The organism is Streptomyces sp. NPDC051677 (assembly GCF_044453465.1).
In the GTDB taxonomy this organism is placed as follows: domain Bacteria; phylum Actinomycetota; class Actinomycetes; order Streptomycetales; family Streptomycetaceae; genus Streptomyces.
The window spans coordinates 41,604-64,925 of record NZ_JBITCT010000036.1 but is presented as its reverse complement, the minus strand read 5'-3'; the positions used below and the strand labels follow the sequence as shown (position 1 = coordinate 64,925).

Below are 23,322 nucleotides of genomic sequence, written 5' to 3'. Positions count from 1 at the left end.
GCCGAGAGGCGACTGGCACTCCCGCGAACGCACCGGGAGGCGGCTGAACGCCCGCGAACGCACCGAGAGCGCGGCCGGCGAGGCTACGGCGGTGTGGGGGGCCGATGCGGTCGACTGCGCCAGGCAGTGGCCGACGCGCGCCAGACCGCGACGCTGAATCACCGATGTGCGCCCGCACGCGGCGCAGTGCATGCGGCGCAGTAGTGGCCCGCGTGGCCGATTGCGTAAGCGGCGAGCGGCGAGCGCCGAAGCCGAACTGCGAGGGCGCGTGGGCTCAGCCGCCCGGCGGGCAGGTGGAGCCCGAAGGGCCGCTGCCCCCGAGCGGCTGCGGCCCTTCCGTGCGTGAGGCGCCCTCAGGGGCGCCGAAGGGGCGTCAGAGCACCCGCACCGCTCCGGTCGGCGGGTCGTACGACAGCGGCTTCTCGGCCACGCCGGTGGACGGGTTCTGCGCGCCGACGAACATGCCGTCGCCGACGTACACCGCCACGTGGTACGCGCTGCCCGCGCTGCCCCAGTAGAGGATGTCGCCCGGCTGCAGGTTGTCCAGCGACACCTGGGTGCCGGCGGTGGACTGGTCCTGCGAGACGCGCGGCAGGTCGATGCCGACCTGCTTGAAAGCGGTCTGCACCAGACCCGAGCAGTCCCACGAGTTGGGGCCCGTGCCGCCGGAGACGTAGGCGTCGCCGATCTGCGCCTTCACGAACGCGATGACAGCGGCGGCCGAACCGGTCGCCGTGGACGAACTGGTCGAGCTGCTGCTGCTCGACGCGGACGTCGAGGCCAGCGTGGTCCGCTCGGCGTTGCGCGTGGCACGCTCGGCGGCGGCCTTGCGGGCGGCCTCGGCCTTCTTCGTCGCCTCGGCCTTGGCGTCGGCGAGGTCCTTCTTGGCCTCCTTGGCGGCTGCTGCGGCGGCCGCGTCACGCTCGGCCTGCAGCTGGTAGTTCGCTGCGGCCTGCTGCGTGGCCTGAGCGGACTGCGCGACCTGGGCGGCCAGGTCGCCCGTGAGTACGGGCAGTTCGAGCGTCTGCGTCACCGGCTCGGCGGCGTTCGCCGAACCGGCCGCCGTGGCGACGGCCAGCGTGCCGAGGACACCACTGGCGACTCCGGCCCGCATCGCGATCGTCGACGCGCTGCGGCGGGGTTTCCGGTGGCTGCGTATGTGAGCGGTGTGGGACATGAGTCCAACCGGTATCAGGGGCTCCTCCATACCTTCAAGAAACGTGTGCTGCGCCACAGTTGTTCAATCGGCGTCCCAATTCCCCTGGCTCGCGTTCTTTATTGACGCCGTAACGGACATTACGGACGTAGGTGATCAAGCCTGTGATCATGGGCTTTCGTCGTTACGCCCGGATTGCCCGGCACCTACCACCGGTCGAGACCGTTGGCCAAGCCCGCTTCTTAGACGCCTCTCATGAATGTGGCGGAGGTCACGGAACGGTTACCGTGGCGGCCGCGTCTCGCGCATGCGGCGGGATCGCCTCCGCTCGTGAATGTGTGCACGCGTCCACACCCCGTCCCGATCTCCCTCTGATGTGTGAACGCGGCCCACTATCAGGACGCTGCGTCCATCACGAATTTGCATGCAAGGGAAGCTTCTTGATATGGAGACGACGCTCGCGGCCTGCAGCGACGAGCGCAAATGTCACTTCTTGTGATCACTCTGACGCTTCGCGTACGAAGATCACCGCTGATATGACTTCATGATCCTTCGTCAGGTGGTGGAGATCACAAAGCTTGTGTAATACCCCGTGTCGCAGATCACAGAGCGGCGGGCATAGGATGCGAGGCAGTTGGGCTTGTGACCTGCTTCACATGTTCGCGATCTTCGCCGGGACGGGCGGGGTTCGTGGGGCCGGTGGGGCTGACGTGAGTCCGATGCCATCGCCAGCAGTCAGTGCCGACTGAGAGGAGCGAGGAGCGGTGAACGCGTATGCGCCCATCCTCGTACTGGGAGCCCTCGGGGCAGGCTTTGCGATCTTCTCCGTGGTCATGGCCACGCTGATCGGGCCAAAGCGGTACAACCGCGCCAAGCTCGAGGCCTACGAGTGCGGTATCGAGCCGACCCCCACGCCGGCCGGCGGCGGGCGCTTCCCCATCAAGTACTACCTGACGGCGATGCTCTTCATCGTCTTCGACATCGAGATCGTCTTCCTCTACCCCTGGGCCGTCACCTTCGACGCCCTGGGTGTCTTCGGGCTCGTGGAGATGCTGCTCTTCGTGCTCACTGTCTTCGTCGCGTACGCGTACGTATGGCGGCGCGGCGGCCTGGAATGGGACTGAGGGGCCTTTAGCCATGGGACTCGAAGAAAAGCTGCCGAGCGGTTTCCTGCTGACCACCGTCGAGCAGGCCGCGGGCTGGGTGCGCAAGGCGTCCGTCTTCCCCGCCACGTTCGGCCTCGCCTGCTGCGCCATCGAGATGATGACCACCGGCGCAGGCCGCTACGACCTGGCGCGCTTCGGTATGGAGGTCTTCCGAGGCTCGCCCCGCCAGGCGGACCTGATGATCGTCGCGGGCCGGGTCAGCCAGAAGATGGCGCCGGTGCTCCGGCAGGTCTACGACCAGATGCCGAACCCGAAGTGGGTCATCTCCATGGGGGTGTGCGCCTCCTCGGGCGGCATGTTCAACAACTATGCGATCGTCCAGGGCGTCGACCACATCGTCCCCGTCGACATCTACCTCCCGGGCTGCCCGCCGCGCCCCGAGATGCTGATGGACGCGATCCTCAAGCTCCACCACAAGATCCAGAACTCCAAGCTGGGCGTGAACGCCGAGGAGGCGGCCCGCGAGGCGGAGGAAGCGGCGCTCAAGGCCCTGCCCACGATCGAGATGAAGGGGCTGCTGCGGTGAGCGACGCGAACGGCACCCATGGCGCGAACGGCTCCTCGAACGGGGTGAACGGGTCCAACGGCGTGAACGGGTCCAACGGGGTCAACCCCGAGAAGGATCTTTCCGCCTCCAACCTCCCCGGCCAGCGCGGCCGGGGCGGCGAGGAGGTCCGCGTTCAGCGCGGCATGTTCGGAGCCGACAACGGCGGCGACACATCCGGCTACGGCGGCCTGGTCCGCTCGGTCCGGCTCCCGGGAGCGGCGAGCCGGCCCTACGGCGGCTGGTTCGACGAGGTCGCCGACGAACTCGAGGGCGCACTGGAGGAGCAGGGCCTCCTCCCCGAGAACGCGATCGAGAAGACGATCGTCGACCGCGACGAGCTCACCTTCCACATCGAGCGCGAGCACCTGCTGCGTGTCGCCCGCACCCTGCGCGACGACCCCGCCCTGCGCTTCGAGCTCTGCACCGGCGTCAGCGCCGTGCACTATCCGAACGACAAGGGCCGCGAACTGCACGCCGTCTACCACCTGCGCTCGATCACCCACAACCGGCTGATCCGCCTGGAAGTCAGCGCGCCGGACGCCGACCCGCACATCCCGTCCCTGGTCTCCGTGTATCCGACCAACGACTGGCACGAGCGCGAGACCTATGACTTCTTCGGGATCGTCTTCGACGGTCACCCGGCCCTGACGCGGATCATGATGCCGGACGACTGGCAGGGCCATCCGCAACGCAAGGACTACCCCCTCGGCGGCATCCCCGTCGAGTACAAGGGCGCCCAGATCCCGGCTCCGGACCAGCGGAGGTCGTACTCGTGAGCACGCAGTCAGCATCCGCGGCCTCTGCCGCTTCGGCGCGCGAGACCACCGAGGGCACCGTGTACACGGTCACCGGTGGCGACTGGGACGAGGTCGTCCAGTCCGCGGCCCGCGCCGACGACGAGCGCATCGTCGTCAACATGGGGCCCCAGCACCCGTCCACCCACGGGGTGCTCCGCCTCATCCTGGAGATCGAGGGCGAGACGGTCACCGAGGCCCGCTGCGGCATCGGCTACCTCCACACCGGCATCGAGAAGAACCTCGAGTACCGCACGTGGACGCAGGGCACCACGTTCGTGACGCGCATGGATTACCTGACGTCCTTCTTCAACGAGACCGCCTACTGTCTCGCGGTCGAGAAGCTCCTCGGCATCGAGGACCAGATCACCGAACGAGCCAAGATCATCCGGGTGCTCCTGATGGAGCTGAACCGGATGTCCTCCCATCTGGTGTGTATCGCCACCGGCGGCATGGAACTCGGCGCCACCACGATCATGATCTACGGATTCCGTGATCGTGAAATGATTCTCGACATCTACGAGCTCATCACGGGCCTCAGGATGAACCACGCGTACATCCGCCCCGGCGGACTCGCCCAGGACCTGCCCCCCGGCGCGGTGGACCAGATCCGCGAGTTCGTGAAGAAGATGAAGAAGAACCTCCCCGAGTACGACAAGCTCGCCACCGGGAACCCCATCTTCAAGGCCCGCATGCAGGACGTCGGCTATCTCGATCTGGCCGGCTGCATGGCCCTCGGCGCCACCGGCCCGATCCTGCGCTCCACGGGCCTCCCGCACGACCTGCGCAAGGCGCAGCCGTACTGCGACTACGAGACGTACGACTTCGACGTCCCGACCGCCGACTCCTGCGACTCCTACGGCCGCTTCCTCATCCGCCTGGAGGAGATGCGCCAGTCGCTCAGGATCGTCGAGCAGTGCCTGGACCGGCTGCAGCCCGGCCCGGTCATGGTCGCCGACCGGAAGATCGCCTGGCCCGCCCAGCTCGCCCTGGGCCCCGACGGTCTCGGCAACTCCCTCGACCACATCAAGAAGATCATGGGCACCTCGATGGAGGCCCTGATCCACCACTTCAAGTTGGTCACCGAGGGTTTCCGCGTCCCGCCGGGACAGGCGTACGCGGCGGTCGAGTCGCCCAAGGGCGAGCTCGGGGTGCACGCCGTCTCCGACGGAGGCACCCGCCCCTACCGGGTCCACTTCCGGGACCCGTCCTTCACCAACCTGCAGGCCATGGCAGCGATGTGCGAAGGCGGCCAGGTCGCCGACGTCATCGTCGCCGTCGCGTCCATCGACCCCGTGATGGGAGGCGTCGACCGGTGACCACCTCTTCTTCCGAGCAGGGCGTCAGCCTGGGCATGCCCGAGCTGCCCGCGCCCGCCTACCCGGACGACGTCCGAGCCCGGCTGGAGGCGGACGCGCGCGAGATCATCGCCCGCTACCCCGACTCCCGGTCCGCGCTCCTGCCGTTGCTGCACCTCGTGCAGGCGGAGGAGGGTCACGTCACACGCACCGGGATGCGGTTCTGCGCGGACGTGCTGGGCCTGACCACGGCCGAGGTCACCGCGGTCGCCACCTTCTACACCATGTACCGGCGCCGCCCCAGCGGTGACTACCAGGTGGGCGTCTGCACCAACACGCTGTGCGCGGTGATGGGCGGCGACGCGATCTTCGAGGAGCTCCAGGAGTACCTGGGTGTCGGCAACGGTGAGACCACCGACGACGGAAAGATCACTCTGGAGCACATCGAGTGCAACGCGGCCTGCGACTTCGCGCCGGTCGTGATGGTCAACTGGGAGTTCTTCGACAACCAGACCGTGCAGAGCGCCAAGCGCCTGGTGGACGACCTGCGGACCGGACGCACGGTCTCGCCGACGCGCGGTGCGCCGCTGTGCACCTTCAAGGAGACCGCCCGGATCCTGGCGGGCTTCCCCGACGAGCGGGACGGGGCTGTCGAGGCGAGCGGCAGTGCGGGACCGGCGTCGCTGGTGGGTCTTCGCCTGGCAAGGGGAGAGACCGCACCCGCGCGCGTGGTCCATCCGCGGGACGGCGGGCCGCACGACGAGCCGCAGGACCGGGCGGTGCACGAACCGTCGCCCACCGAGCACCTGAGTTCGCACGATGCGCCGCAGGACACGTCGGCCTCCGACCCAGCCCACCCGGCAGGGCCTACCGCCGAGGAGGGGGAGTGATGACATTGGCACCCGAACTGAAAGGCAGCAGCCCCGAGAAGCTGCTCGCACCCGTGCTGTCGGCCTTCTGGGACGAGGACAGGTCCTGGAGTCTGGACGTCTACCGAAGGCACGAGGGATACGAGGGCCTGCGCAAGGCGCTCGCCATGTCGCCGGACGACCTGATCGCGTACGTCAAGGACTCCGGTCTGCGGGGGCGAGGCGGCGCGGGATTCCCGACTGGAATGAAATGGCAGTTCATTCCTCAAGGGGATGGAAAGCCGCACTATCTAGTTGTCAACGCCGACGAATCGGAGCCCGGGACCTGCAAGGACATCCCGCTCCTCTTCGCGAACCCGCATAGCCTCATCGAGGGCATTGTGATCGCGTGTTATGCCATCAGGTCGTCTCATGCCTTCATCTATCTGCGTGGTGAAGTCGTCCCTGTGCTGCGGCGGTTGCACGAGGCCGTGCGCGAGGCCTACGCGGCGGGCTACCTCGGCGAGAACATCCTGGGCAGCGGACTCGACCTCGAACTCACCGTCCACGCCGGTGCGGGCGCGTACATCTGCGGTGAGGAGACCGCGCTGCTCGACTCGCTCGAAGGCCGCCGTGGTCAACCGCGGCTCCGTCCCCCCTTTCCTGCGGTCGCGGGCCTCTACGCGTGCCCGACTGTGGTGAATAACGTCGAGTCGATCGCGTCAGTTCCCGCCATCCTGCAAAAAGGCAAGGAATGGTTCAGGTCGATGGGAAGCGAGAAGTCCCCGGGCTTCACGCTCTACTCGCTCAGCGGCCATGTCGCCAGCCCCGGCCAGTACGAGGCCCCGCTCGGCATCACCCTGCGCCAACTCCTCGAGATGAGCGGCGGCATGCGACCCGGGCACCGGCTCAAGTTCTGGACGCCGGGCGGCTCCTCGACGCCGATGTTCACCGACGAGCACCTCGACGTCCCTCTTGACTACGAAGGGGTCGGCGCCGCGGGTTCCATGCTCGGCACAAAAGCCCTGCAGTGCTTCGACGAGACGACCTGCGTCGTGCGCGCCGTGACCCGCTGGACCGAGTTCTACGCCCACGAGTCCTGCGGAAAGTGCACGCCGTGCCGCGAAGGCACGTACTGGCTCGTGCAGTTGCTGCGGGACATCGAGGCCGGCAAGGGCGCGCTGTCCGATCTCGACAAGCTCAACGACATCGCCGACAACATCAACGGCAAGTCCTTCTGCGCCCTCGGCGACGGCGCCGCCTCGCCGATCTTCTCCTCGCTCAAGTACTTCCGCGAGGAGTACGAGCAGCACATCACGGGCCGCGGCTGCCCGTTCGACCCCGCCAGGTCGACGGTCTGGGCGGACAAGCACACGGAGGTGAACGCATGACGGTGACCACCAGCGCTCCCTCCGGAGGCGGCGAGGCGGCGGTGCCGCCGGAAGATCTCGTGACGCTGACGATCGACGGCGCCGAGATCAGCGTGCCCAAGGGCACCCTGGTCATCCGGGCCGCCGAGCAGCTCGGCATCGAGATCCCCCGCTTCTGCGACCACCCTCTCCTCGACCCGGCCGGCGCCTGCCGCCAGTGCATCGTCGAGGTCGAGGGCCAGCGCAAGCCCATGGCGTCCTGCACGATCACGTGTACTGACGGCATGGTCGTGAAGACTCATCTCACCTCACCCGTGGCCGAGAAGGCGCAGCACGGTGTGATGGAGCTGCTCCTCATCAACCACCCGCTGGACTGTCCGGTCTGCGACAAGGGCGGCGAGTGCCCCCTGCAGAACCAGGCGATGTCGCACGGCCAGGCCGAGTCCCGCTTCGAGGGCCGCAAGCGGACCTACGAGAAGCCGGTCCCGATCTCCACGCAGGTGCTGCTCGACCGCGAGCGGTGCGTGCTGTGCGCCCGCTGCACCCGGTTCTCCAACCAGGTGGCGGGCGACCCCATGATCGAGCTCATCGAGCGCGGCGCGCTGCAACAGGTGGGCACCGGAGAGGGCGACCCCTTCGAGTCGTACTTCTCCGGCAACACCATCCAGATCTGCCCGGTCGGCGCGCTGACCTCTGCGGCGTACCGATTCCGCTCCCGGCCCTTCGACCTGGTCTCCTCGCCCTCGGTCTGCGAGCACTGCTCCGGCGGCTGCGCCACGCGCACCGACCACCGGCGCGGCAAGGTCATGCGGCGCCTGGCCGCCAACGACCCCGAGGTCAACGAGGAGTGGATCTGCGACAAGGGGCGGTTCGCGTTCCGGTACGCGCAGACGCGGGACCGGCTCGAGACGCCTCTGGTGCGCAACGCCGAGGGGGACCTCGTACCGGCTTCCTGGCCGGAGGCCCTGCAGATCGCGGCCCAGGGACTGCTCGCGTCGCGCGGCAGGACCGGTGTCCTGACCGGCGGCCGGCTCACCATCGAGGACGCCTACGCGTACAGCAAGTTCGCGCGCGTGGCGCTCGACACCAACGACATCGACTTCCGCGCGCGCGTGCACAGCGGCGAGGAGGCCGACTTCCTGGCCGCCCGCGTCGCCGGCCGCGGCCGTGACCTCGACGGTACGGGTGTCACGTACACCTCTCTGGAGAAGGCGCCCGCCGTCCTGCTCGTCGGGTTCGAGTCGGAGGAGGAAGCGCCCGGCGTCTTCCTGCGACTGCGCAAGGCCTGGCGGGGGCACGGGCAGCGGGTGTTCTCGCTGGCCACGCACGCCACCCGGGGACTGGAGAAGGCGGGCGGCACGCTGCTGCCGGCCGCTCCGGGCACCGAGACGGAATGGCTGGACGCGCTGGCGAGCGGCGTCGGCCTGGAGGACGGGGGCGCCAAGGCCGCCGAGGCGCTGCGAGCCGACGGCGCGGTGATCGTCGTCGGAGAACGGCTGGCCAGGGTGGCCGGCGGCCTCACCGCCGCCGTGCGGGCCTCCTCGGCCACCGGCGCCCAGCTGGTGTGGATTCCGCGCCGGGCGGGCGAGCGGGGCGCGATCGAGGCGGGTGCGCTGCCGTCGCTGCTGCCGGGCGGTCGTCCGGCCACCGACCCACGCGCGCGCGAGGAGGTCGCCGCGGCCTGGGGGCTGGCCGAACTCCCGCACCGCTACGGCCGGGACACCGGGCAGATCGTCGAGGCCGCAGCGTCCGGCGAGCTTCAGGCGCTGCTCGTCGCGGGTGTCGAGGTCGCGGACCTGCCCGACCCGGCACGCGCGCGTGAGGCGCTGGACGAGGCCGGCTTCGTGGTGTCGCTGGAGCTGCGACCCGGCGAGGTGACCGAGCACGCCGACGTCGTCCTGCCGGTGGCCGCGGTCGCCGAGAAGGCGGGCGCCTTTCTCAACTGGGAGGGCCGGGTCCGCTTCTTCGAGGCGGCCCTGAAGCCCGACCAGATGACCCGCCGCGTCGCGCCGGGCGACGCGCGCGTGCTGCAGATGCTCGCCGACGCCATGGACGTCCACCTCGGCCTGCCGGACCTGCGCACCGCGCGCGCGGAGCTCGACCGGCTCGGCGCCTGGGACGGCCCCCGGGCCACCGAACCCCTGGAGACCGCAGCTCAGTTGCCGCGGCCCGCCGCCGGGGAGGCCGTCCTCGCCGGGCATCGCCTGCTGCTCGACCAGGGTGTCCTCCAGCAGGGCGACGAAGCGCTCGCCGGGACCCGGCACGCCGCACGCGCACGTGTGTCGCCCGCCACGGCCGCCGAGGCGGGCGTCAAGGACGGCGACGTCCTCGCCGTGACCGGACCCGTCGGGGTGGTTGAACTTCCGCTGCAGATCACCGAGATGCCCGACCGGGTGGTCTGGCTCCCGCTGAACTCCACCGGGCGGGGCGTCGCCTCCGACGCCGGGGCCACGCCCGGCTCCCTCGTCCGTATCGGCCCGGCGACGCTCGCCGCCGACGCCCCCAAGGAGGTGGAGGCATGAGCCCGTACCTCGCCGCTGAAGACCTCTCGATGTTCGGCCACGACCCCTGGTGGCTGGTCGTCGTCAAGGCCGTCTTCTGCTTCGCCTTCCTGATGGTGACCGTGCTGTTCTCCATCGTCTGGGAGCGCAAGGTCGTCGCCTGGATGCAGCTGCGCATCGGCCCCAACCGGCACGGCCCCTGGGGCATGCTCCAGTCCCTCGCCGACGGCATCAAGCTGATGCTGAAGGAGGACGTCGTCGTCAAACGCGCGGACAAGGTGGTGTACGTCCTCGCGCCGATCGTCGCGGCCATCCCGGCCTTCATGGCGATCGCGGTGATCCCCTTCGGGCCGGCCGACAACGAGATCTCGATCTTCGGTCAGCGCACCACGATGCAGCTGACAGACCTGCCGATCGCGATGCTCTACATCCTCGCGGTCGCCTCCGTCGGCATCTACGGCATCGTCCTGGCGGGCTGGAGCTCCGGCTCCACCTACCCGCTGCTGGGCGGCCTGCGGTCCTGCGCGCAGATGATCTCCTACGAGATCGCGATGGGCGCCGCGTTCGCCTCGGTGTTCCTCTACTCGGGGTCGATGTCGACGTCGACGATCGTCGAGCAGCAGCAGGACCGCTGGTACATCCTTCTGCTGCCGGTCTCGTTCATCCTCTACATCGTCACGATGGTCGGCGAGACCAACCGCGCCCCCTTCGACATGCCGGAGTCCGAGGGCGACCTGGTCGGCGGCTTCAACACCGAGTACTCGTCGATCAAGTTCGCGCTGTTCATGCTCGCCGAGTACGTGAACATGGTGACGGTCTCCGCGGTGTCGACCACGCTCTTCCTCGGCGGCTGGCGGGCCCCCTGGCCGATCAGCACCTTCTGGGAGGGCGCGAACCACGGCTGGTGGCCGATGCTCTGGTTCGTCGTCAAGGTGCAGCTGCTGCTGTTCTTCTTCATCTGGCTGCGCGGCACGCTGCCCCGCGTCCGCTACGACCAGTTGATGAAGCTCGGCTGGAAGGTCCTGATCCCGGTTTCGGTGACGTGGCTGATGCTCGTCGCGACCGTACGGACGCTGCGCAACGAGAACTACGACTTCGCCGACATCGCGCTCTACGTCGGCGGCGGTGTCCTGGCCCTGCTGTTGCTCTCCTTCGTCGTGGACATGTTCCGCAACGGCGGGAAGGAGGCGCAGGCCCCTGCCGAGCCCGCCGGCTTCGACCCGATGGCGGGCGGATTCCCCGTCCCGCCACTGCCCGGACAGGAGCTGCCGCCGGTGCCCAGGCGCGGTCCGCGACGGGAGCGCGAGCTCATTGTCAGTGGCGGGGTGGACACTGTGAGTGACGGATCGCTGGATGGAAAGGAGGCGTCCGATGGCTGAGGAGCCCAAGGAGACCAAGCCCGGTTTCCAGAACCCCGTGGCCGGCTTCGGCGTGACCTTCAAGGCCATGTTCAAGAAGCGGCTGACCGAGCAGTACCCGGAGCAGCAGAAGACCACAGCTCCCCGGTTCCACGGACGGCACCAGCTCAACCGCCATCCGGACGGCCTGGAGAAGTGCGTCGGCTGTGAGCTGTGCGCCTGGGCCTGCCCCGCCGACGCCATCTATGTGGAGGGCGCGGACAACACCGAAGAGGAGCGCTACTCGCCGGGCGAGCGGTACGGGCGGGTCTACCAGATCAACTACGCCCGTTGCATCCTGTGCGGCCTGTGCATCGAAGCGTGCCCCACGCGCGCGTTGACGATGACCAACGAGTTCGAGCTCGCCGACTCCAGCCGCGCCAACCTGATCTACACCAAGGAGCAGCTGCTCGCCGGCCTCGAGGAGGGCATGGTGGACACCCCCCACGCCATCTACCCGGGGACGGACGAGCAGGACTACTACCGGGGTCTGGTCACCGAGGCCGCGCCCGGCACGGAGCGCCAGGTGGCCGTCTCCAAGGGCGAGGAGCCCTCGCAAGAGGAGGTGGAGGCATGAGCGCGCAGCTCGCCGCCTACTCCACCTCCACCGGCGAGGCCTTCCAGTTCTGGGTGCTCGGCGCCGTCGCCGTGATCGGCGCCCTGTGCACCGTCTTCATGAAGCGGGCCGTGCACAGCGCGCTCTGTCTCGCCGGCACCATGATCGTCCTGGCGGTGTTCTACCTCGCCAACGGCGCCTACTTCCTGGGCATCGTGCAGATCGTCGTCTACACCGGCGCGATCATGATGCTGTTCCTGTTCGTGGTGATGCTCGTCGGCGTCACCGCGGCGGACTCGCTGAAGGAGACCATCAAGGGCCAGCGCTGGCTGGCCCTCGTCAGCGGCCTCGGCTTCGGCATCCTGCTGATCGCCGGCATCGGCAACGCCTCCCTGACGGAGTTCAACGGCCTCGCCGAGGCGAACGCGAACGGCAACGTGGAGGGCCTCGCGGCCCTCATCTTCACCAAGTACGTCTTCGCCTTCGAAATCACCGGCGCCCTGCTCATCACGGCCGCCGTCGGCGCCATGGTGCTCACCCACCGCGAGCGCACCGAGCGCGCCAAGACCCAGCGGGAGCTGTCCGAGCAGCGTGTCCGCGAGAGCAAGCACGTACCGCCGCTGCCCGCACCCGGTGTGTACGCACGGCACAACGCCGTCGACATCCAGGGCCTGCTGCCCGACGGCACTCCGTCGGAGCTCACGGTCAGCAAGACGCTGCGCGAGCGCGGGCAGATCCGGGATGTGTCCTCCGAGGCGCTCAACGACCTCAAGGCCCTGGAGCAGCGGGCCGAGGAGCGCCTGGAGCGGGCCGCGATCGAGCCGCCGCACCTGAAGCGGACCGAGGAGGCGTCGAAGTGAACCCTGTCAACTACCTCTACCTCGCCGCCCTGTTGTTCACGATCGGTGCGACGGGCGTACTGATCAGGCGCAACGCGATCGTCGTGTTCATGTGCATCGAGCTCATGCTCAACGCCTGCAACCTCGCGTTCGTCGCCTTCTCCCGGATGCACGGCAATCTCGACGGCCAGATCATCGCCTTCTTCACGATGGTCGTCGCCGCCGCGGAGGTCGTGGTGGGACTCGCGATCATCGTGTCGCTGTTCCGTTCCCGCCACTCGGCCTCGGTCGACGACGCCAGCCTGATGAAGCTGTAAGGGGTCGGAAGAATCGTGGAGAACCTGATTGCGCTGCTCATCGCGGCGCCCCTGCTCGGAGCGGCCGTCCTTCTGGTCGGCGGTCGCCGGCTCGACGCCGTGGGCCACTGGATCGGCACGCTCCTGTCGGCCGTCTCCTTCGTGTTCGGCGTCGTCCTCTTCAGCGACCTGCTGAGCAAGGACGCCGAACACCGGACACTGACGCAGCACCTGTTCAGCTGGATCCCGGTCGAGGGCTTCCAGGCGGACGTCGCCTTCCGCCTCGACCAGTTGTCGATGACGTTCGTGCTGCTGATCACGGGCGTCGGCTCGCTGATCCACCTGTACTCGGTCGGGTACATGGAGCACGACGAGCGGCGCCGCCGCTTCTTCGGCTACCTGAACCTGTTCCTCGCGGCGATGCTGCTGCTCGTCCTCGCCGACAACTACCTGCTGCTGTACGTCGGCTGGGAGGGCGTCGGTCTCGCGTCCTACCTGCTCATCGGCTTCTGGCAGCACAAGCCCAGCGCCGCGACGGCCGCGAAGAAGGCCTTCCTGGTCAACCGCGTGGGCGACATGGGTCTGTCGATCGCCATCATGCTGATGTTCACCACCTTCGGGACCTTCGCCTTCGGCCCGCTGCTCGGGGCGGAAGGGGAGCCCGGCATCGCCGGTGACGCCAGCGAGGGCAAGCTGACCGCCATCGCCCTGATGCTGCTGCTCGCGGCGTGCGGCAAGTCCGCCCAGGTGCCGCTGCAGTCCTGGCTCGGGGACGCGATGGAGGGCCCGACCCCGGTCTCGGCCCTCATCCACGCGGCCACCATGGTGACCGCCGGCGTGTACCTGATCGTCCGCTCCGCCGCGATCTTCAACGGGGCACCCGACGCACAGCTGGTCGTCACCGTCGTCGGCGCCGTCACCCTCCTGTTCGGTGCGATCGTCGGTTGCGCGAAGGACGACATCAAGAAGGCGCTGGCCGGCTCGACGATGTCGCAGATCGGGTACATGGTGCTGGCCGCGGGCCTCGGCCCCATCGGCTACGTCTTCGCGATCATGCACCTGGTGACGCACGGCTTCTTCAAGGCCGGTCTGTTCCTCGGCGCCGGCTCGGTCATGCACGGCATGAACGACGAGGTCGACATGCGCAAGTACGGCGGCCTCCGCAAGTACATGCCGGTCACCTTCATCACCTTCGGCCTCGGCTACCTCGCCATCATCGGCTTCCCGGGTCTGTCCGGCTTCTTCTCCAAGGACAAGATCATCGAGGCGGCGTTCGCCAAGGGCGGCACCGAGGGCTGGATCCTCGGCTCCTGCGCCCTGCTCGGCGCGGCCATCACCGCGTACTACATGACGCGCGTGATGCTGATGACGTTCTTCGGCGAGGAGCGTTGGAAGAACCAACCCACTCGTTCTCCCGAGGCGCCCAGTGCGGAACCGGCCGCCGAGCATCACGGCGAGCACGCGGAGCCGCACCCGCACGAGTCGCCGAAGTCCATGACGATCCCGATGATCCTGCTGGCGTTCGGATCGGTCTTCGCGGGCGGCTTCTTCAGCATCGGCGACCGCTTCTTGCACTGGCTCGAGCCGGTCACCGGCCACTCCCACGGCGACTCGCCGGTCAGCGCCCTCACCGTCACCCTCTCCACGATGGTGGTCCTGGTGATCGGCGTCGCCATCGCCTACGCGCAGTACGGCCGCCGTCCCGTTCCGGTCGTCGCCCCGCGCGGGTCGCTGCTCACCCGGGCCGCCCGCCGCGACCTGCTCCAGGACGACTTCAACCACGTCGTCCTGGTCCGCGGCGGCGAGCACCTCACGCGCTCCCTGGTGTACGTCGACCACACCCTGGTCGACGGGGTCGTCAACGGCACGGCGGCCTCCATGGGCGGCCTGTCCGGACGACTGCGCAAGCTGCAGAACGGCTACGCGCGGTCGTACGCGGTCTCGATGTTCGGCGGTGCGGCGATCCTCGTCGCCGCGACCCTGCTGATGAGGGCGGTCTGATACCGATGTCCTTTCCTCTGCTGACAGCGACGGCCGCGCTCCCGGCGATCGGGGCGGTCGCCACGGCCGCCGTACCGGCCGCCCGGCGCAACGCCGCCAAAGCGCTGGCGCTGCTGTTCTCCCTTGCGACGCTCGCCCTGGCGATCGTCGTCCTGGTCCGCTTCGACCCCGACGGCGACCGTTACCAGCTCACCGAATCCCACGCCTGGATCAAGGAGTTCGGGGTCAGGTACGAACTGGGCGTGGACGGCATCGCGGTGGCGCTCATCGCGCTGACCGCCCTGCTGATCCCGTTCATCATCCTGGCGGGCTGGCACGACGCCGATCCACTGGAGACGGGCAACAAACGCTGGCGGCCGACGCAGGGCTTCTTCGCCCTGATCCTGGCCGTCGAGGCGATGGTGATCATCTCCTTCGAGGCCACTGACGTCTTCCTCTTCTACATCTTCTTCGAAGCCATGCTCATCCCGATGTACTTCCTCATCGGCGGCTTCGGGGACCGCGCCCACGAGCACGGCGAGGAGGCGGCGTCCACGCAACGGTCGTACGCGGCCGTGAAGTTCCTGCTGTACAACCTGGTCGGCGGTCTGATCATGCTGGCCGCGGTGATCGGCCTCTATGTGGTCGCCGGGAACTTCTCGCTCACCGAGATCGCCCAGGCGCGCGCCAACGGAACGCTCGACATGGCGACGAACACCGAACGCTGGCTGTTCCTCGGCTTCTTCTTCGCCTTCGCGGTGAAGGCACCGCTGTGGCCGCTGCACACCTGGCTGCCCAACGCGATGGGTGAGGCGACAACTCCGGTCGCCGTGCTCATCACGGCGGTCGTCGACAAGGTGGGCACCTTCGCGATGCTCCGGTTCTGCCTCCAGCTGTTCCCGGAGGCGAGCAAGTGGGCGACACCCGCCATCCTGGTCCTCGCGCTGATCAGCATCATCTACGGGGCGCTGCTCGCCGTGGGGCAGCGGGACATCAAGCGGCTGGTGGCGTACGCGTCGATCTCGCACTTCGGGTTCATCATCATGGGCATCTTCGCGATGACCAGCCAGGGCCAGTCCGGCGCGACGCTCTACATGGTCAACCACGGCATCTCGACGGCAGCCCTGATGCTGGTCGCCGGCTTCCTGATCTCGCGGCGCGGTTCGCGGCTCATCGCCGACTACGGCGGTGTGCAGAAGGTCGCCCCGGTACTCGCCGGCACCTTCCTGATCGGCGGTCTGGCGACGCTGTCGCTGCCGGGGCTCGCGCCCTTCGTGAGCGAGTTCCTCGTCCTGGTCGGCACGTTCGCGCGCTACCCGGCGATCGGCATCATCGCCACCTTCGGCATCGTCCTCGCTGCGCTCTACACCCTCGTCCTCTACCAGCGGACGATGACGGGCCCGGTGAAACCCGAGGTCTCGGCGATGCCGGACCTCCGCGCGCGTGAGCTCGTGGTCGTCGCCCCGCTGATCGTGCTGCTGATCTTCCTCGGGGTCTACCCGAAGCCGGTCACGGACATCGTGAACCCGGCGGTCAAGCAGACCCTGTCCGACGTACACAAGAAGGATCCCAAGCCCGAGGTGGAGGCGGCCAAGTGAGCGCATCAGCCGTCCACAGCCTGTGGACAACGGCGGCAACCGCGGCCGAACCGATCTCGAAGATCGACTCCCCGAAGATCGAGTACGGGCAATTGTCGCCCACCTTGATCGTCGTCGGCGCGGCGATCATCGGGGTACTGGTCGAGGCGTTCGTGCCGCGCAAGCACCGCTACTACGCACAGGTGTTCGTATCCGTCGTGGCGCTGGTCGCCGCCTTCGCCGCCGTGATCGCGCTGGCGGAGGGCGGGTACGGCACCACGAAGGCGCGCATCGCCGCCATGGGCGCGATCGCGGTCGACGGGCCGGCCCTCTTCCTGCAGGGCACGATCCTGCTGGCCGCCCTCGTCGGCCTGTTCACCTTCGCCGAACGGCGCCTCGACCCCGAGGCGCACGGCAACAGGGTCGACTCGTTCGCCGCCCAGGCGGCCTCCGTGCCAGGCGGTGACAGCGAGAAGGCCGCGGTCAAGGCCGGGTTCACGACCACCGAGGTCTTCCCGCTGCTGCTGTTCGCGGTCGCAGGCATGCTGGTCTTCCCGTCGGCCAACGACCTGCTGACCCTCTTCATCGCCCTGGAAGTCTTCTCGCTGCCCCTGTACCTCCTGTGCGCACTGGCCCGCCGCAAGCGGCTCATGTCGCAGGAGGCCGCGGTCAAGTACTTCCTCCTCGGCGCGTTCGCCTCCGCGTTCACCCTCTTCGGCATCGCGCTGCTGTACGGGTACGCGGGCTCGGTGTCGTACGGGACGATCGCGCAGGTCGTCGACGGCACGATCAAGAACGTCGACCCGGCGCTCGCCGACACCATGGGCAATGACGCGCTGCTCCTCGTCGGCGCCGCGATGATCGTCATGGGGCTGTTGTTCAAGGTGGGCGCGGTGCCGTTCCACATGTGGACGCCCGACGTCTACCAGGGCGCGCCGACCCCGGTCACCGGCTTCATGGCCGCGGCGACCAAGGTGGCCGCCTTCGGTGCGCTGCTGCGTCTGCTGTACGTCGTCCTGCCCGGCCTGCGCTGGGACTGGCGGCCGGTCATGTGGGGCGTCGCGATCGTCACCATGCTGGGCGGCGCGATCGTCGCGATCACGCAGACCGACATCAAGCGGTTGCTGGCGTACTCGTCCATCGCGCACGCCGGATTCATCCTTGCCGGTGTCATCGCGACCACTCCGGACGGCGTCTCGTCCGTCCTCTTCTACCTGGCCGCGTACTCGTTCGTGACGATCGGCGCGTTCGCGGTGGTCACCCTCGTGCGCGACGCCGGCGGCGAAGCCACGCACCTGTCCAAGTGGGCGGGGCTCGGCCGGCGGTCGCCGCTGGTGGCGGCCGTGTTCGCGGTGTTCCTGCTGGCCTTCGCCGGCATCCCGCTGACCTCCGGTTTCGCCGGGAAGTTCGCCGTGTTCAAGGCGGCTGCGGAGGGCGGAGCGGCTCCGCTGGTCGTGGTCGGTGTGATCTCCTCGGCGATCGCCGCCTTCTTCTACATCCGGGTGATCGTGCTGATGTTCTTCAGCGAGCCGCGGCCCGAGGGTCCGACCGTCGCCGTTCCGTCGCCGCTGACGATGATGGCGATCGGGGTGGGCGTGGCGGTCACGCTCGTGCTCGGTGTCGCGCCGCAGTACTTCCTGGACCTGGCTAACCAAGCAGGAGTGTTCGTGCGCTGAGCCGCTGAGCCGCTGCGCCTCGGTGCGCTGACCTGCGTGCGGCTGTGCGATGGGCCCGGTTCCCCGAGCGGGGGCCGGGCCCGTCGGCGTCGTACGGGTGATCGAGTTCGGGGAATTATCCACAGCCGTTACGCAGAGTCACCGAAACGAGCCTGTGGATAACTCGGGCGCTGTCAGTCCGGACCCCTATCGTGGAGGCAGTGGTCGAGGGACGACGTACGGGGGACAGGCGATGGGTGGGACGGGTGGGATCAGCGGGATGACAGGGATCACCGGGACGCCGGGGCGGACCGAGAGCGAGGCACTGGCCACGCTGCACCGGGTCTTCGGGTACGAGGCCTTCCGCGGCGAGCAGGAAGCGGTCATCGAGCACGTGGTGGCCGGAGGGGACGCGGTCGTCCTGATGCCCACCGGCGGCGGCAAGTCGCTGTGCTACCAGATCCCCGCCCTGGTCAGACCCGGTACGGGCATCGTCGTCTCGCCACTGATCGCGCTCATGCAGGATCAGGTGGACGCGTTGCGGGCGCTCGGTGTGCGCGCCGGATTCGTCAACTCCACGCAGGACTTCGACGAGCGACGCGTCGTCGAGGCCGAGTTCCTCGCCGGCGAGCTGGACCTGCTGTACCTGGCGCCGGAGCGACTGCGCCTGGACTCCACCCTGGACCTGCTCTCGCGCGGCAAGATCGCGGTGTTCGCGATCGACGAGGCGCACTGTGTGTCCCAGTGGGGCCACGACTTCCGCCCCGACTACCTCTCCCTCTCCCTGCTCGGCGAGCGCTGGCCGGACGTCCCACGGATCGCCCTCACGGCGACGGCCACCCGCGCCACCCACGAAGAGATCACCCAGCGGCTGAACATGCCGTCGGCCCGCCATTTCGTGGCGAGCTTCGACCGGCCCAACATCCAGTACCGGATCGTGCCCAAGGCCGACCCCAAGAAGCAGCTGCTGAGCTTCCTGCGCGAGGAGCACGCGGGCGACGCGGGCATCGTGTACTGCCTCTCACGCAACTCCGTGGAGAAGACCGCAGAGTTCCTCTCCCGCAACGGCGTCGAAGCGGTGCCCTACCACGCCGGTCTGGACGCGGGCACCCGCGCGGCACACCAGTCCCGGTTCCTGCGGGAGGAGGGCCTGGTCGTCTGCGCGACCATCGCCTTCGGCATGGGCATCGACAAGCCGGACGTGCGCTTCGTCGCCCACCTCGACCTGCCCAAGTCGATCGAGGGCTACTACCAGGAGACGGGGCGCGGCGGCCGTGACGGACTGCCCTCCACGGCCTGGATGGCGTACGGCCTCAACGACGTCATACAGCAGCGCAAACTGATCCAGTCCGGCGAGGGCGACGAGGCCTTCCGGCGGCGGGCCGCCGCCCACCTGGACTCGATGCTGGCGCTTTGCGAGACCGCCCAGTGCCGCCGCGGCCAACTCCTCGCCTACTTCGGCCAGGAACCCGCCCCGGTGGGCTGCGGCAACTGCGACACCTGCCTCGCACCGCCGGAGACCTGGGACGGCACGGTCGCGGCCCAGAAGGTGCTGTCGACCGTGGTGCGGCTGCAGCGTGAGCGCGGACAGAAGTTCGGTGCGGTGCAGATCGTCGACATCCTGATGGGCAAGCGCACGGCCAAGGTGATCCAGTTCGACCACGACCAACTGTCGGTGTTCGGCATCGGCGAGGAGCTCACCGAAGGTGAATGGCGTGGCGTCGTACGGCAGTTGCTGGCCCAGGGGCTGCTCGCGGTCGAAGGGGAGTACGGCACGCTGGTGCTGACGGAGGCCAGTGGTGCGGTGCTGCGCCGCGAGCGGGACGTGCCGCTGCGCAAGGAGCCGAAGAAGCCGGCGACGGCGAAGGCGTCGGGCTCGTCCTCCTCCGGCAAGGGGAAGGCGAAGGCGGCGGCGGTTGAGCTGCCCGAGGAGCTGCTGCCCGCCTTCGAAGCCCTGCGCGCCTGGCGCGCCGAACAAGCCCGCGAACAGGGCGTTCCCGCATACGTCATCTTCCACGACGCCACACTCCGGGAGATTGCCACGGTGTGGCCGACGTCGGTACGACAACTCGGCGGCATCAGCGGCGTCGGCGAGAAGAAACTGGCGACCTACGGGGAGGGCGTGATCGCGGTGCTGGCGTCGCTGGGCGGCACGCCGGACACCGCCGCTCCAGCGCCCGGCGGCAGCCCCGCTTCCGGCGCTGCCCCGGCCGCCGACGCGGATCCGGGAGCCCCGGACCACTGGCCCGAGATGGACGAGGAGCCGGAGCCCGAGGACTGGATATAGCGGACGGGATAGGGGGGACCGACGTTCGGGGACTGGATATCGAGGTCTGACCGTACGGGTGCCTGGAAGGAACCCGATGTCGGCTTCGGCCAGGCTCCTCAGAGGGCGCGTGTCGCGTACGCCCTGACGTCCGCGTCCGAGTCCGTCGTCGCCGCGGCCAGGGCGGCGCGGGCGGCCTCCGAGGCGCGGTGCCGGGTCAGGGCCAGGACGGCGGCCTTGCGGACGTCGGCGTTCGGATCGGCCAGGGTCTTGGCGAGGACGGGGACGGCCGTGTCCGCGTGGGCCACGGACAGTGCTGTGGCGGCACCGGCGCGTACCTGCCAGGCGGGGTCGGCCAGAGCGGCCACGGCCCGGGCGGCGAGCGGCACCGGGCAGCCGGTGGTGCCCAACGCTCCGTAGGCGGCGGCGCGTACCAAAGCGTCGGGATCGTCGACGAGCCCGACGAGAGCCGCGTGGACAGCATCAGGCTCGGAGGCGGGACCTGTGTCGAGGCGGGCTCCAGAACCCGAGCCGGGGTGGACGCTGCTGTTGATGACGGAACCGGAATCCGAGTCGGAGTCGGGGCTGTCGGCGGTGCCGAAGTCGGCCGGTGAGGGGTCGTCAAGGCGGCCGGCCGCCACCGTGGCCAGGGACTTGGCGATCGTGACGCGGACCTCGCGGGACGGGTCGGCGGTCGCCGCGCGGGCCAGTTCGTCGGCGGCGTCGACGGAGACCAGGGCCCGGACGGCCTCGATCCGGACGGCGATGTCGGCGTCGGTGAGAGAGCCCGCGAACAGGGCGGCGTCGCCGAGGCGCAGGGCGCGCAGCACGTCCAGGGCCGCCGCGCGGACAACGGGGTCGGACTCGGCCAGGGCGGCGGCGAGGCCGTCGCGCAAGGCGGGTTCCGGCGGCAGGGTCTCGACGAGCTCCCGCAGCGAGGCGGCGGCGGCCGCGCGCACCTCCGCGGCGGTGTCACGCAGCGCCTCGGCGAGGGCGGGGCCGGTGCCCGACGGCACGGTCTCGGTGAGAACGGCGACGGCCTCGCGCCGGACGGCGGGCACCGGGTCGGTCAAGTAGGGGACAAGGGCATCGAGTTCGGGCTCCGCCTCGGCCAGGGCAACGAGTTCGAGGAGACGGGAGGAAGACCGACGAGAGGGGGACTGCCCGGGGACGGAGTCAAAGGCGGAGTCGGAGGCGGACTCAGGCGCAGGCGTCGAAGGCGCCGAGGCGTCGGTCGCCTCCGCGGCGGCTGCTTCGGCCCCAGCGGCGACGGGCGCCGTGTCCCGTGAGCCGGCCGTGGCCACCTCCTCGGGGTGGACCTCGCCGAGATGCCGGGAAGGGCCGCCGACAGGGGTGAACTCGTCGACCGGAACCAGATAGGGAGCCACGGGCCGGGCCGTGAACTCCATCGCGCCAGAGGGGGACTTGTGCAGGTCAAGGTGGTGGAACCAGGAAGCGTCGTCGCGCCGAGGATGGTCGAGGCGGTCGTGGTAGAGGCCCCAGCGGGACTCCGTACGGGCCAGAGAGGCGCGCGCGGCCATCTCCGCGCAGTCACGGATGAAGGTGACCTCGGCGCACCGCATGAGCTCGTGCGGGGTGCGAGCCCCCATCTCGGCGATGTCGTCACGCATCCGCTCGAAGGCCTCCAGGGCCAGCGACAGCCGGGCGCCCGACTTCGGCGGCGCCACGTAGTCGTTCACGAAGCGGCGCAGCTTGTACTCGACCTGGGGCTGCGGCGGGCCCTCCGGGTTGCGCAGCGGGCGGTAGATCAGCTCGTGCGCCTCGCGCAGCTGGTCAACGGGAAGCTCACCGTCATAGGACCTGTACCGGGCCGCGTCCGCGCCGGCGAGGTCGCCGAAGACGAACGCGCCGATCATGTAGTTGTGCGGGACGCAAGCCAGGTCGCCGGCGGCGTACAGGCGGGGGACGGTGGTCCGGGCGTGCTCGTCGACCCGTACACCCGAGGCCGAATGGCCGCCGCACAGGCCGATCTCCGAGATGTGCATCTCGATGTCGTGGGTGCGGTAGTCGTGGCCGCGCCCGGAGTGGAAGGTGCCCCGGGTCGGGCGCTCGGTGGAGTGCAGGATCGACTCAAGGGCCGAGATCGACTCCTCAGGGAGATGGCTCAGCTTCAGATACACCGGACCCCGGTCGCTCGCGACCTCCGCCGCGAACTCGGCCATCATCTGGCCCGACCAGTAGTCGGAGTCGACGAAGCGTTCGCCGTGCCGGTTGACCTGGTAGCCGCCGAAAGGGTTGGCGACATAGGCGCAGGCGGGGCCGTTGTAGTCCTTGATCAACGGGTTGATCTGGAAGCACTCGATGCCAGTGAGCTCGGCGCCCGCGTGGTAGGCCATGGCATAGCCGTCACCCGCGTTGGTCGGGTTCTCGTAGGTGCCGTACAGGTAGCCGGAGGCGGGCAGGCCGAGGCGTCCGCAGGCGCCGGTCGCGAGGACGACCCCGCCCGCGCGGACGGTGACGAACTGCCCTGTGCGGGTGTTGAAGCCGACCGCCCCGATGGCGCGCCCGTCCTCGGGCGAGGTCAGAACGCGCACGGGCATCACCCGGTTCTCGATCAGGATCCGCTCCCGCATCTCGCGCCGCCGCAACTGCCGGTAGAGGACCTTCTTGACGTCCTTGCCCTCGGGCATGGGCAGGACATAGGACCCCGACCGGTGCACCTGGCGGACCGCGTAGTCGCCGTGCTCGTCCTTCTCGAATTTCACACCGTACGACTCCAGGCGCTGCACCATGGCGAAGCCGCGGGTGGCGGTCTGGCGGACGGTGGACTGGTCGACGATGCCGTCGTTGGCGCGGGTGATCTCGGCGACGTAGTCGTCGGGCTCGGCGCGACCGGGGATGATCGCGTTGTTGACGCCGTCCATGCCCATCGCGAGCGCGCCGGAGTGGCGGACGTGGGCCTTCTCCAGGAGCAGCACGTCCGCGCCGCGCTCGGCGGCGGTCAGGGCCGCCATGGTCCCGGCGGTGCCGCCGCCGATGACGAGCACGTCGCAGGTCAGCTCCTCGGCGTCGGCGAGCGCGGGGATCTGCAGGAGGGTGTCCACCGGGGTGCCTT

General features: G+C 69.1%; 17 protein-coding genes. 15 read left to right on the top strand and 2 right to left on the bottom strand.

Annotated elements, in window-relative coordinates; all coding sequences use genetic code 11:
* Positions 1-373 precede the first annotated feature (373 nt).
* Positions 374-1,177: a C40 family peptidase gene (locus tag ACIBAF_RS33670; RefSeq protein ID WP_399467990.1), complete on the bottom strand. Its 804-nt coding sequence runs from the start codon at positions 1,175-1,177 to the stop codon at positions 374-376.
* 743 nt (positions 1,178-1,920) lie between these two features.
* Between ACIBAF_RS33670 and ACIBAF_RS33665 the strand changes: the two genes are divergently transcribed.
* The 15 genes from ACIBAF_RS33665 (at position 1,921) to recQ (ending at position 20,267) form a co-directional block, all read left to right on the top strand.
* Positions 1,921-2,280, top strand: a complete 360-nt coding sequence (locus tag ACIBAF_RS33665) for an NADH-quinone oxidoreductase subunit A (protein WP_007383963.1) — start codon at positions 1,921-1,923, stop codon at positions 2,278-2,280.
* A 13-nt stretch (positions 2,281-2,293) separates the two neighbouring features.
* Entirely contained in the window at positions 2,294-2,848 is a 555-nt protein-coding gene (locus ACIBAF_RS33660; protein ID WP_055635348.1) for an NADH-quinone oxidoreductase subunit B family protein, read from the top strand.
* A 44-nt stretch (positions 2,849-2,892) separates the two neighbouring features.
* Positions 2,893-3,645 carry an NADH-quinone oxidoreductase subunit C gene (locus ACIBAF_RS33655; RefSeq protein ID WP_399468041.1) on the top strand — a complete coding sequence of 251 codons (753 nt, stop codon included), beginning with the start codon at positions 2,893-2,895 and terminating at the stop codon, positions 3,643-3,645.
* The gene (locus ACIBAF_RS33650) at positions 3,642-4,982 is read left to right on the top strand and encodes an NADH-quinone oxidoreductase subunit D (protein WP_319334333.1); all 1,341 of its coding nucleotides are present in this window, start codon (positions 3,642-3,644) and stop codon (positions 4,980-4,982) included. The genes ACIBAF_RS33655 and ACIBAF_RS33650 overlap by 4 nt, the downstream gene beginning before the upstream one ends.
* The gene (gene nuoE, locus ACIBAF_RS33645; protein WP_399467989.1) at positions 4,979-5,851 is read left to right on the top strand and encodes an NADH-quinone oxidoreductase subunit NuoE; all 873 of its coding nucleotides are present in this window, start codon (positions 4,979-4,981) and stop codon (positions 5,849-5,851) included. The genes ACIBAF_RS33650 and nuoE overlap by 4 nt, the downstream gene beginning before the upstream one ends.
* On the top strand, positions 5,848-7,200 hold the full coding sequence (gene nuoF, locus ACIBAF_RS33640; RefSeq protein WP_399467988.1) for an NADH-quinone oxidoreductase subunit NuoF: 1,353 nt from the start codon (positions 5,848-5,850) through the stop codon (positions 7,198-7,200). Before nuoE ends, nuoF begins: the two co-directional genes overlap by 4 nt.
* Positions 7,197-9,701, top strand: coding sequence for an NADH-quinone oxidoreductase subunit G (locus tag ACIBAF_RS33635; RefSeq protein ID WP_399467987.1), 2,505 nt, complete (start codon positions 7,197-7,199; stop codon positions 9,699-9,701). Before nuoF ends, ACIBAF_RS33635 begins: the two co-directional genes overlap by 4 nt.
* A complete protein-coding gene (gene nuoH / locus ACIBAF_RS33630) occupies positions 9,698-11,059 on the top strand; it encodes an NADH-quinone oxidoreductase subunit NuoH (protein ID WP_399467986.1) in 1,362 nt (453 codons plus the stop codon). Before ACIBAF_RS33635 ends, nuoH begins: the two co-directional genes overlap by 4 nt.
* The gene (nuoI, locus tag ACIBAF_RS33625; RefSeq protein ID WP_399467985.1) at positions 11,052-11,654 is read left to right on the top strand and encodes an NADH-quinone oxidoreductase subunit NuoI; all 603 of its coding nucleotides are present in this window, start codon (positions 11,052-11,054) and stop codon (positions 11,652-11,654) included. The genes nuoH and nuoI overlap by 8 nt, the downstream gene beginning before the upstream one ends.
* Positions 11,651-12,493 (top strand): NADH-quinone oxidoreductase subunit J, encoded by an 843-nt coding sequence (locus ACIBAF_RS33620; RefSeq protein ID WP_399467983.1) that lies wholly within the window; start codon positions 11,651-11,653, stop codon positions 12,491-12,493. Before nuoI ends, ACIBAF_RS33620 begins: the two co-directional genes overlap by 4 nt.
* Entirely contained in the window at positions 12,490-12,789 is a 300-nt protein-coding gene (gene nuoK, locus ACIBAF_RS33615) for an NADH-quinone oxidoreductase subunit NuoK (protein ID WP_003974374.1), read from the top strand. Before ACIBAF_RS33620 ends, nuoK begins: the two co-directional genes overlap by 4 nt.
* A 15-nt stretch (positions 12,790-12,804) precedes the next feature.
* Positions 12,805-14,769: an NADH-quinone oxidoreductase subunit L gene (gene nuoL, locus ACIBAF_RS33610; protein WP_399467982.1), complete on the top strand. Its 1,965-nt coding sequence runs from the start codon at positions 12,805-12,807 to the stop codon at positions 14,767-14,769.
* Between the two features lie 5 nt (positions 14,770-14,774).
* Complete coding sequence (locus tag ACIBAF_RS33605; protein ID WP_399467981.1) at positions 14,775-16,346, top strand: NADH-quinone oxidoreductase subunit M; 1,572 nt, start codon at positions 14,775-14,777, stop codon at positions 16,344-16,346.
* Positions 16,343-18,001 carry an NADH-quinone oxidoreductase subunit NuoN gene (gene nuoN / locus ACIBAF_RS33600; protein ID WP_399467980.1) on the top strand — a complete coding sequence of 553 codons (1,659 nt, stop codon included), beginning with the start codon at positions 16,343-16,345 and terminating at the stop codon, positions 17,999-18,001. Before ACIBAF_RS33605 ends, nuoN begins: the two co-directional genes overlap by 4 nt.
* A 232-nt stretch (positions 18,002-18,233) precedes the next feature.
* Positions 18,234-20,267, top strand: coding sequence for a DNA helicase RecQ (recQ, locus tag ACIBAF_RS33595; protein ID WP_399467979.1), 2,034 nt, complete (start codon positions 18,234-18,236; stop codon positions 20,265-20,267).
* Between the two features lie 98 nt (positions 20,268-20,365).
* Here the strand turns inward: recQ and ACIBAF_RS33590 are convergent, their stop codons facing one another.
* The gene (locus tag ACIBAF_RS33590) at positions 20,366-23,311 is read right to left on the bottom strand and encodes a fumarate reductase/succinate dehydrogenase flavoprotein subunit (protein WP_399467978.1); all 2,946 of its coding nucleotides are present in this window, start codon (positions 23,309-23,311) and stop codon (positions 20,366-20,368) included.
* Positions 23,312-23,322 lie beyond the last annotated feature (11 nt).

Coding starts and splice junctions, on each gene's coding strand:
- ACIBAF_RS33670 (WP_399467990.1), bottom strand. CDS start 1,177: ATGTCCCACACCGCTCACATACGCAGCCACCGGAAACCCCGCCGCAGC.
- ACIBAF_RS33660 (WP_055635348.1), top strand. CDS start 2,294: ATGGGACTCGAAGAAAAGCTGCCGAGCGGTTTCCTGCTGACCACCGTC.
- ACIBAF_RS33635 (WP_399467987.1), top strand. CDS start 7,197: ATGACGGTGACCACCAGCGCTCCCTCCGGAGGCGGCGAGGCGGCGGTG.
- nuoH (WP_399467986.1), top strand. CDS start 9,698: ATGAGCCCGTACCTCGCCGCTGAAGACCTCTCGATGTTCGGCCACGAC.
- nuoI (WP_399467985.1), top strand. CDS start 11,052: ATGGCTGAGGAGCCCAAGGAGACCAAGCCCGGTTTCCAGAACCCCGTG.
- ACIBAF_RS33620 (WP_399467983.1), top strand. CDS start 11,651: ATGAGCGCGCAGCTCGCCGCCTACTCCACCTCCACCGGCGAGGCCTTC.
- ACIBAF_RS33605 (WP_399467981.1), top strand. CDS start 14,775: ATGTCCTTTCCTCTGCTGACAGCGACGGCCGCGCTCCCGGCGATCGGG.
- recQ (WP_399467979.1), top strand. CDS start 18,234: ATGGGTGGGACGGGTGGGATCAGCGGGATGACAGGGATCACCGGGACG.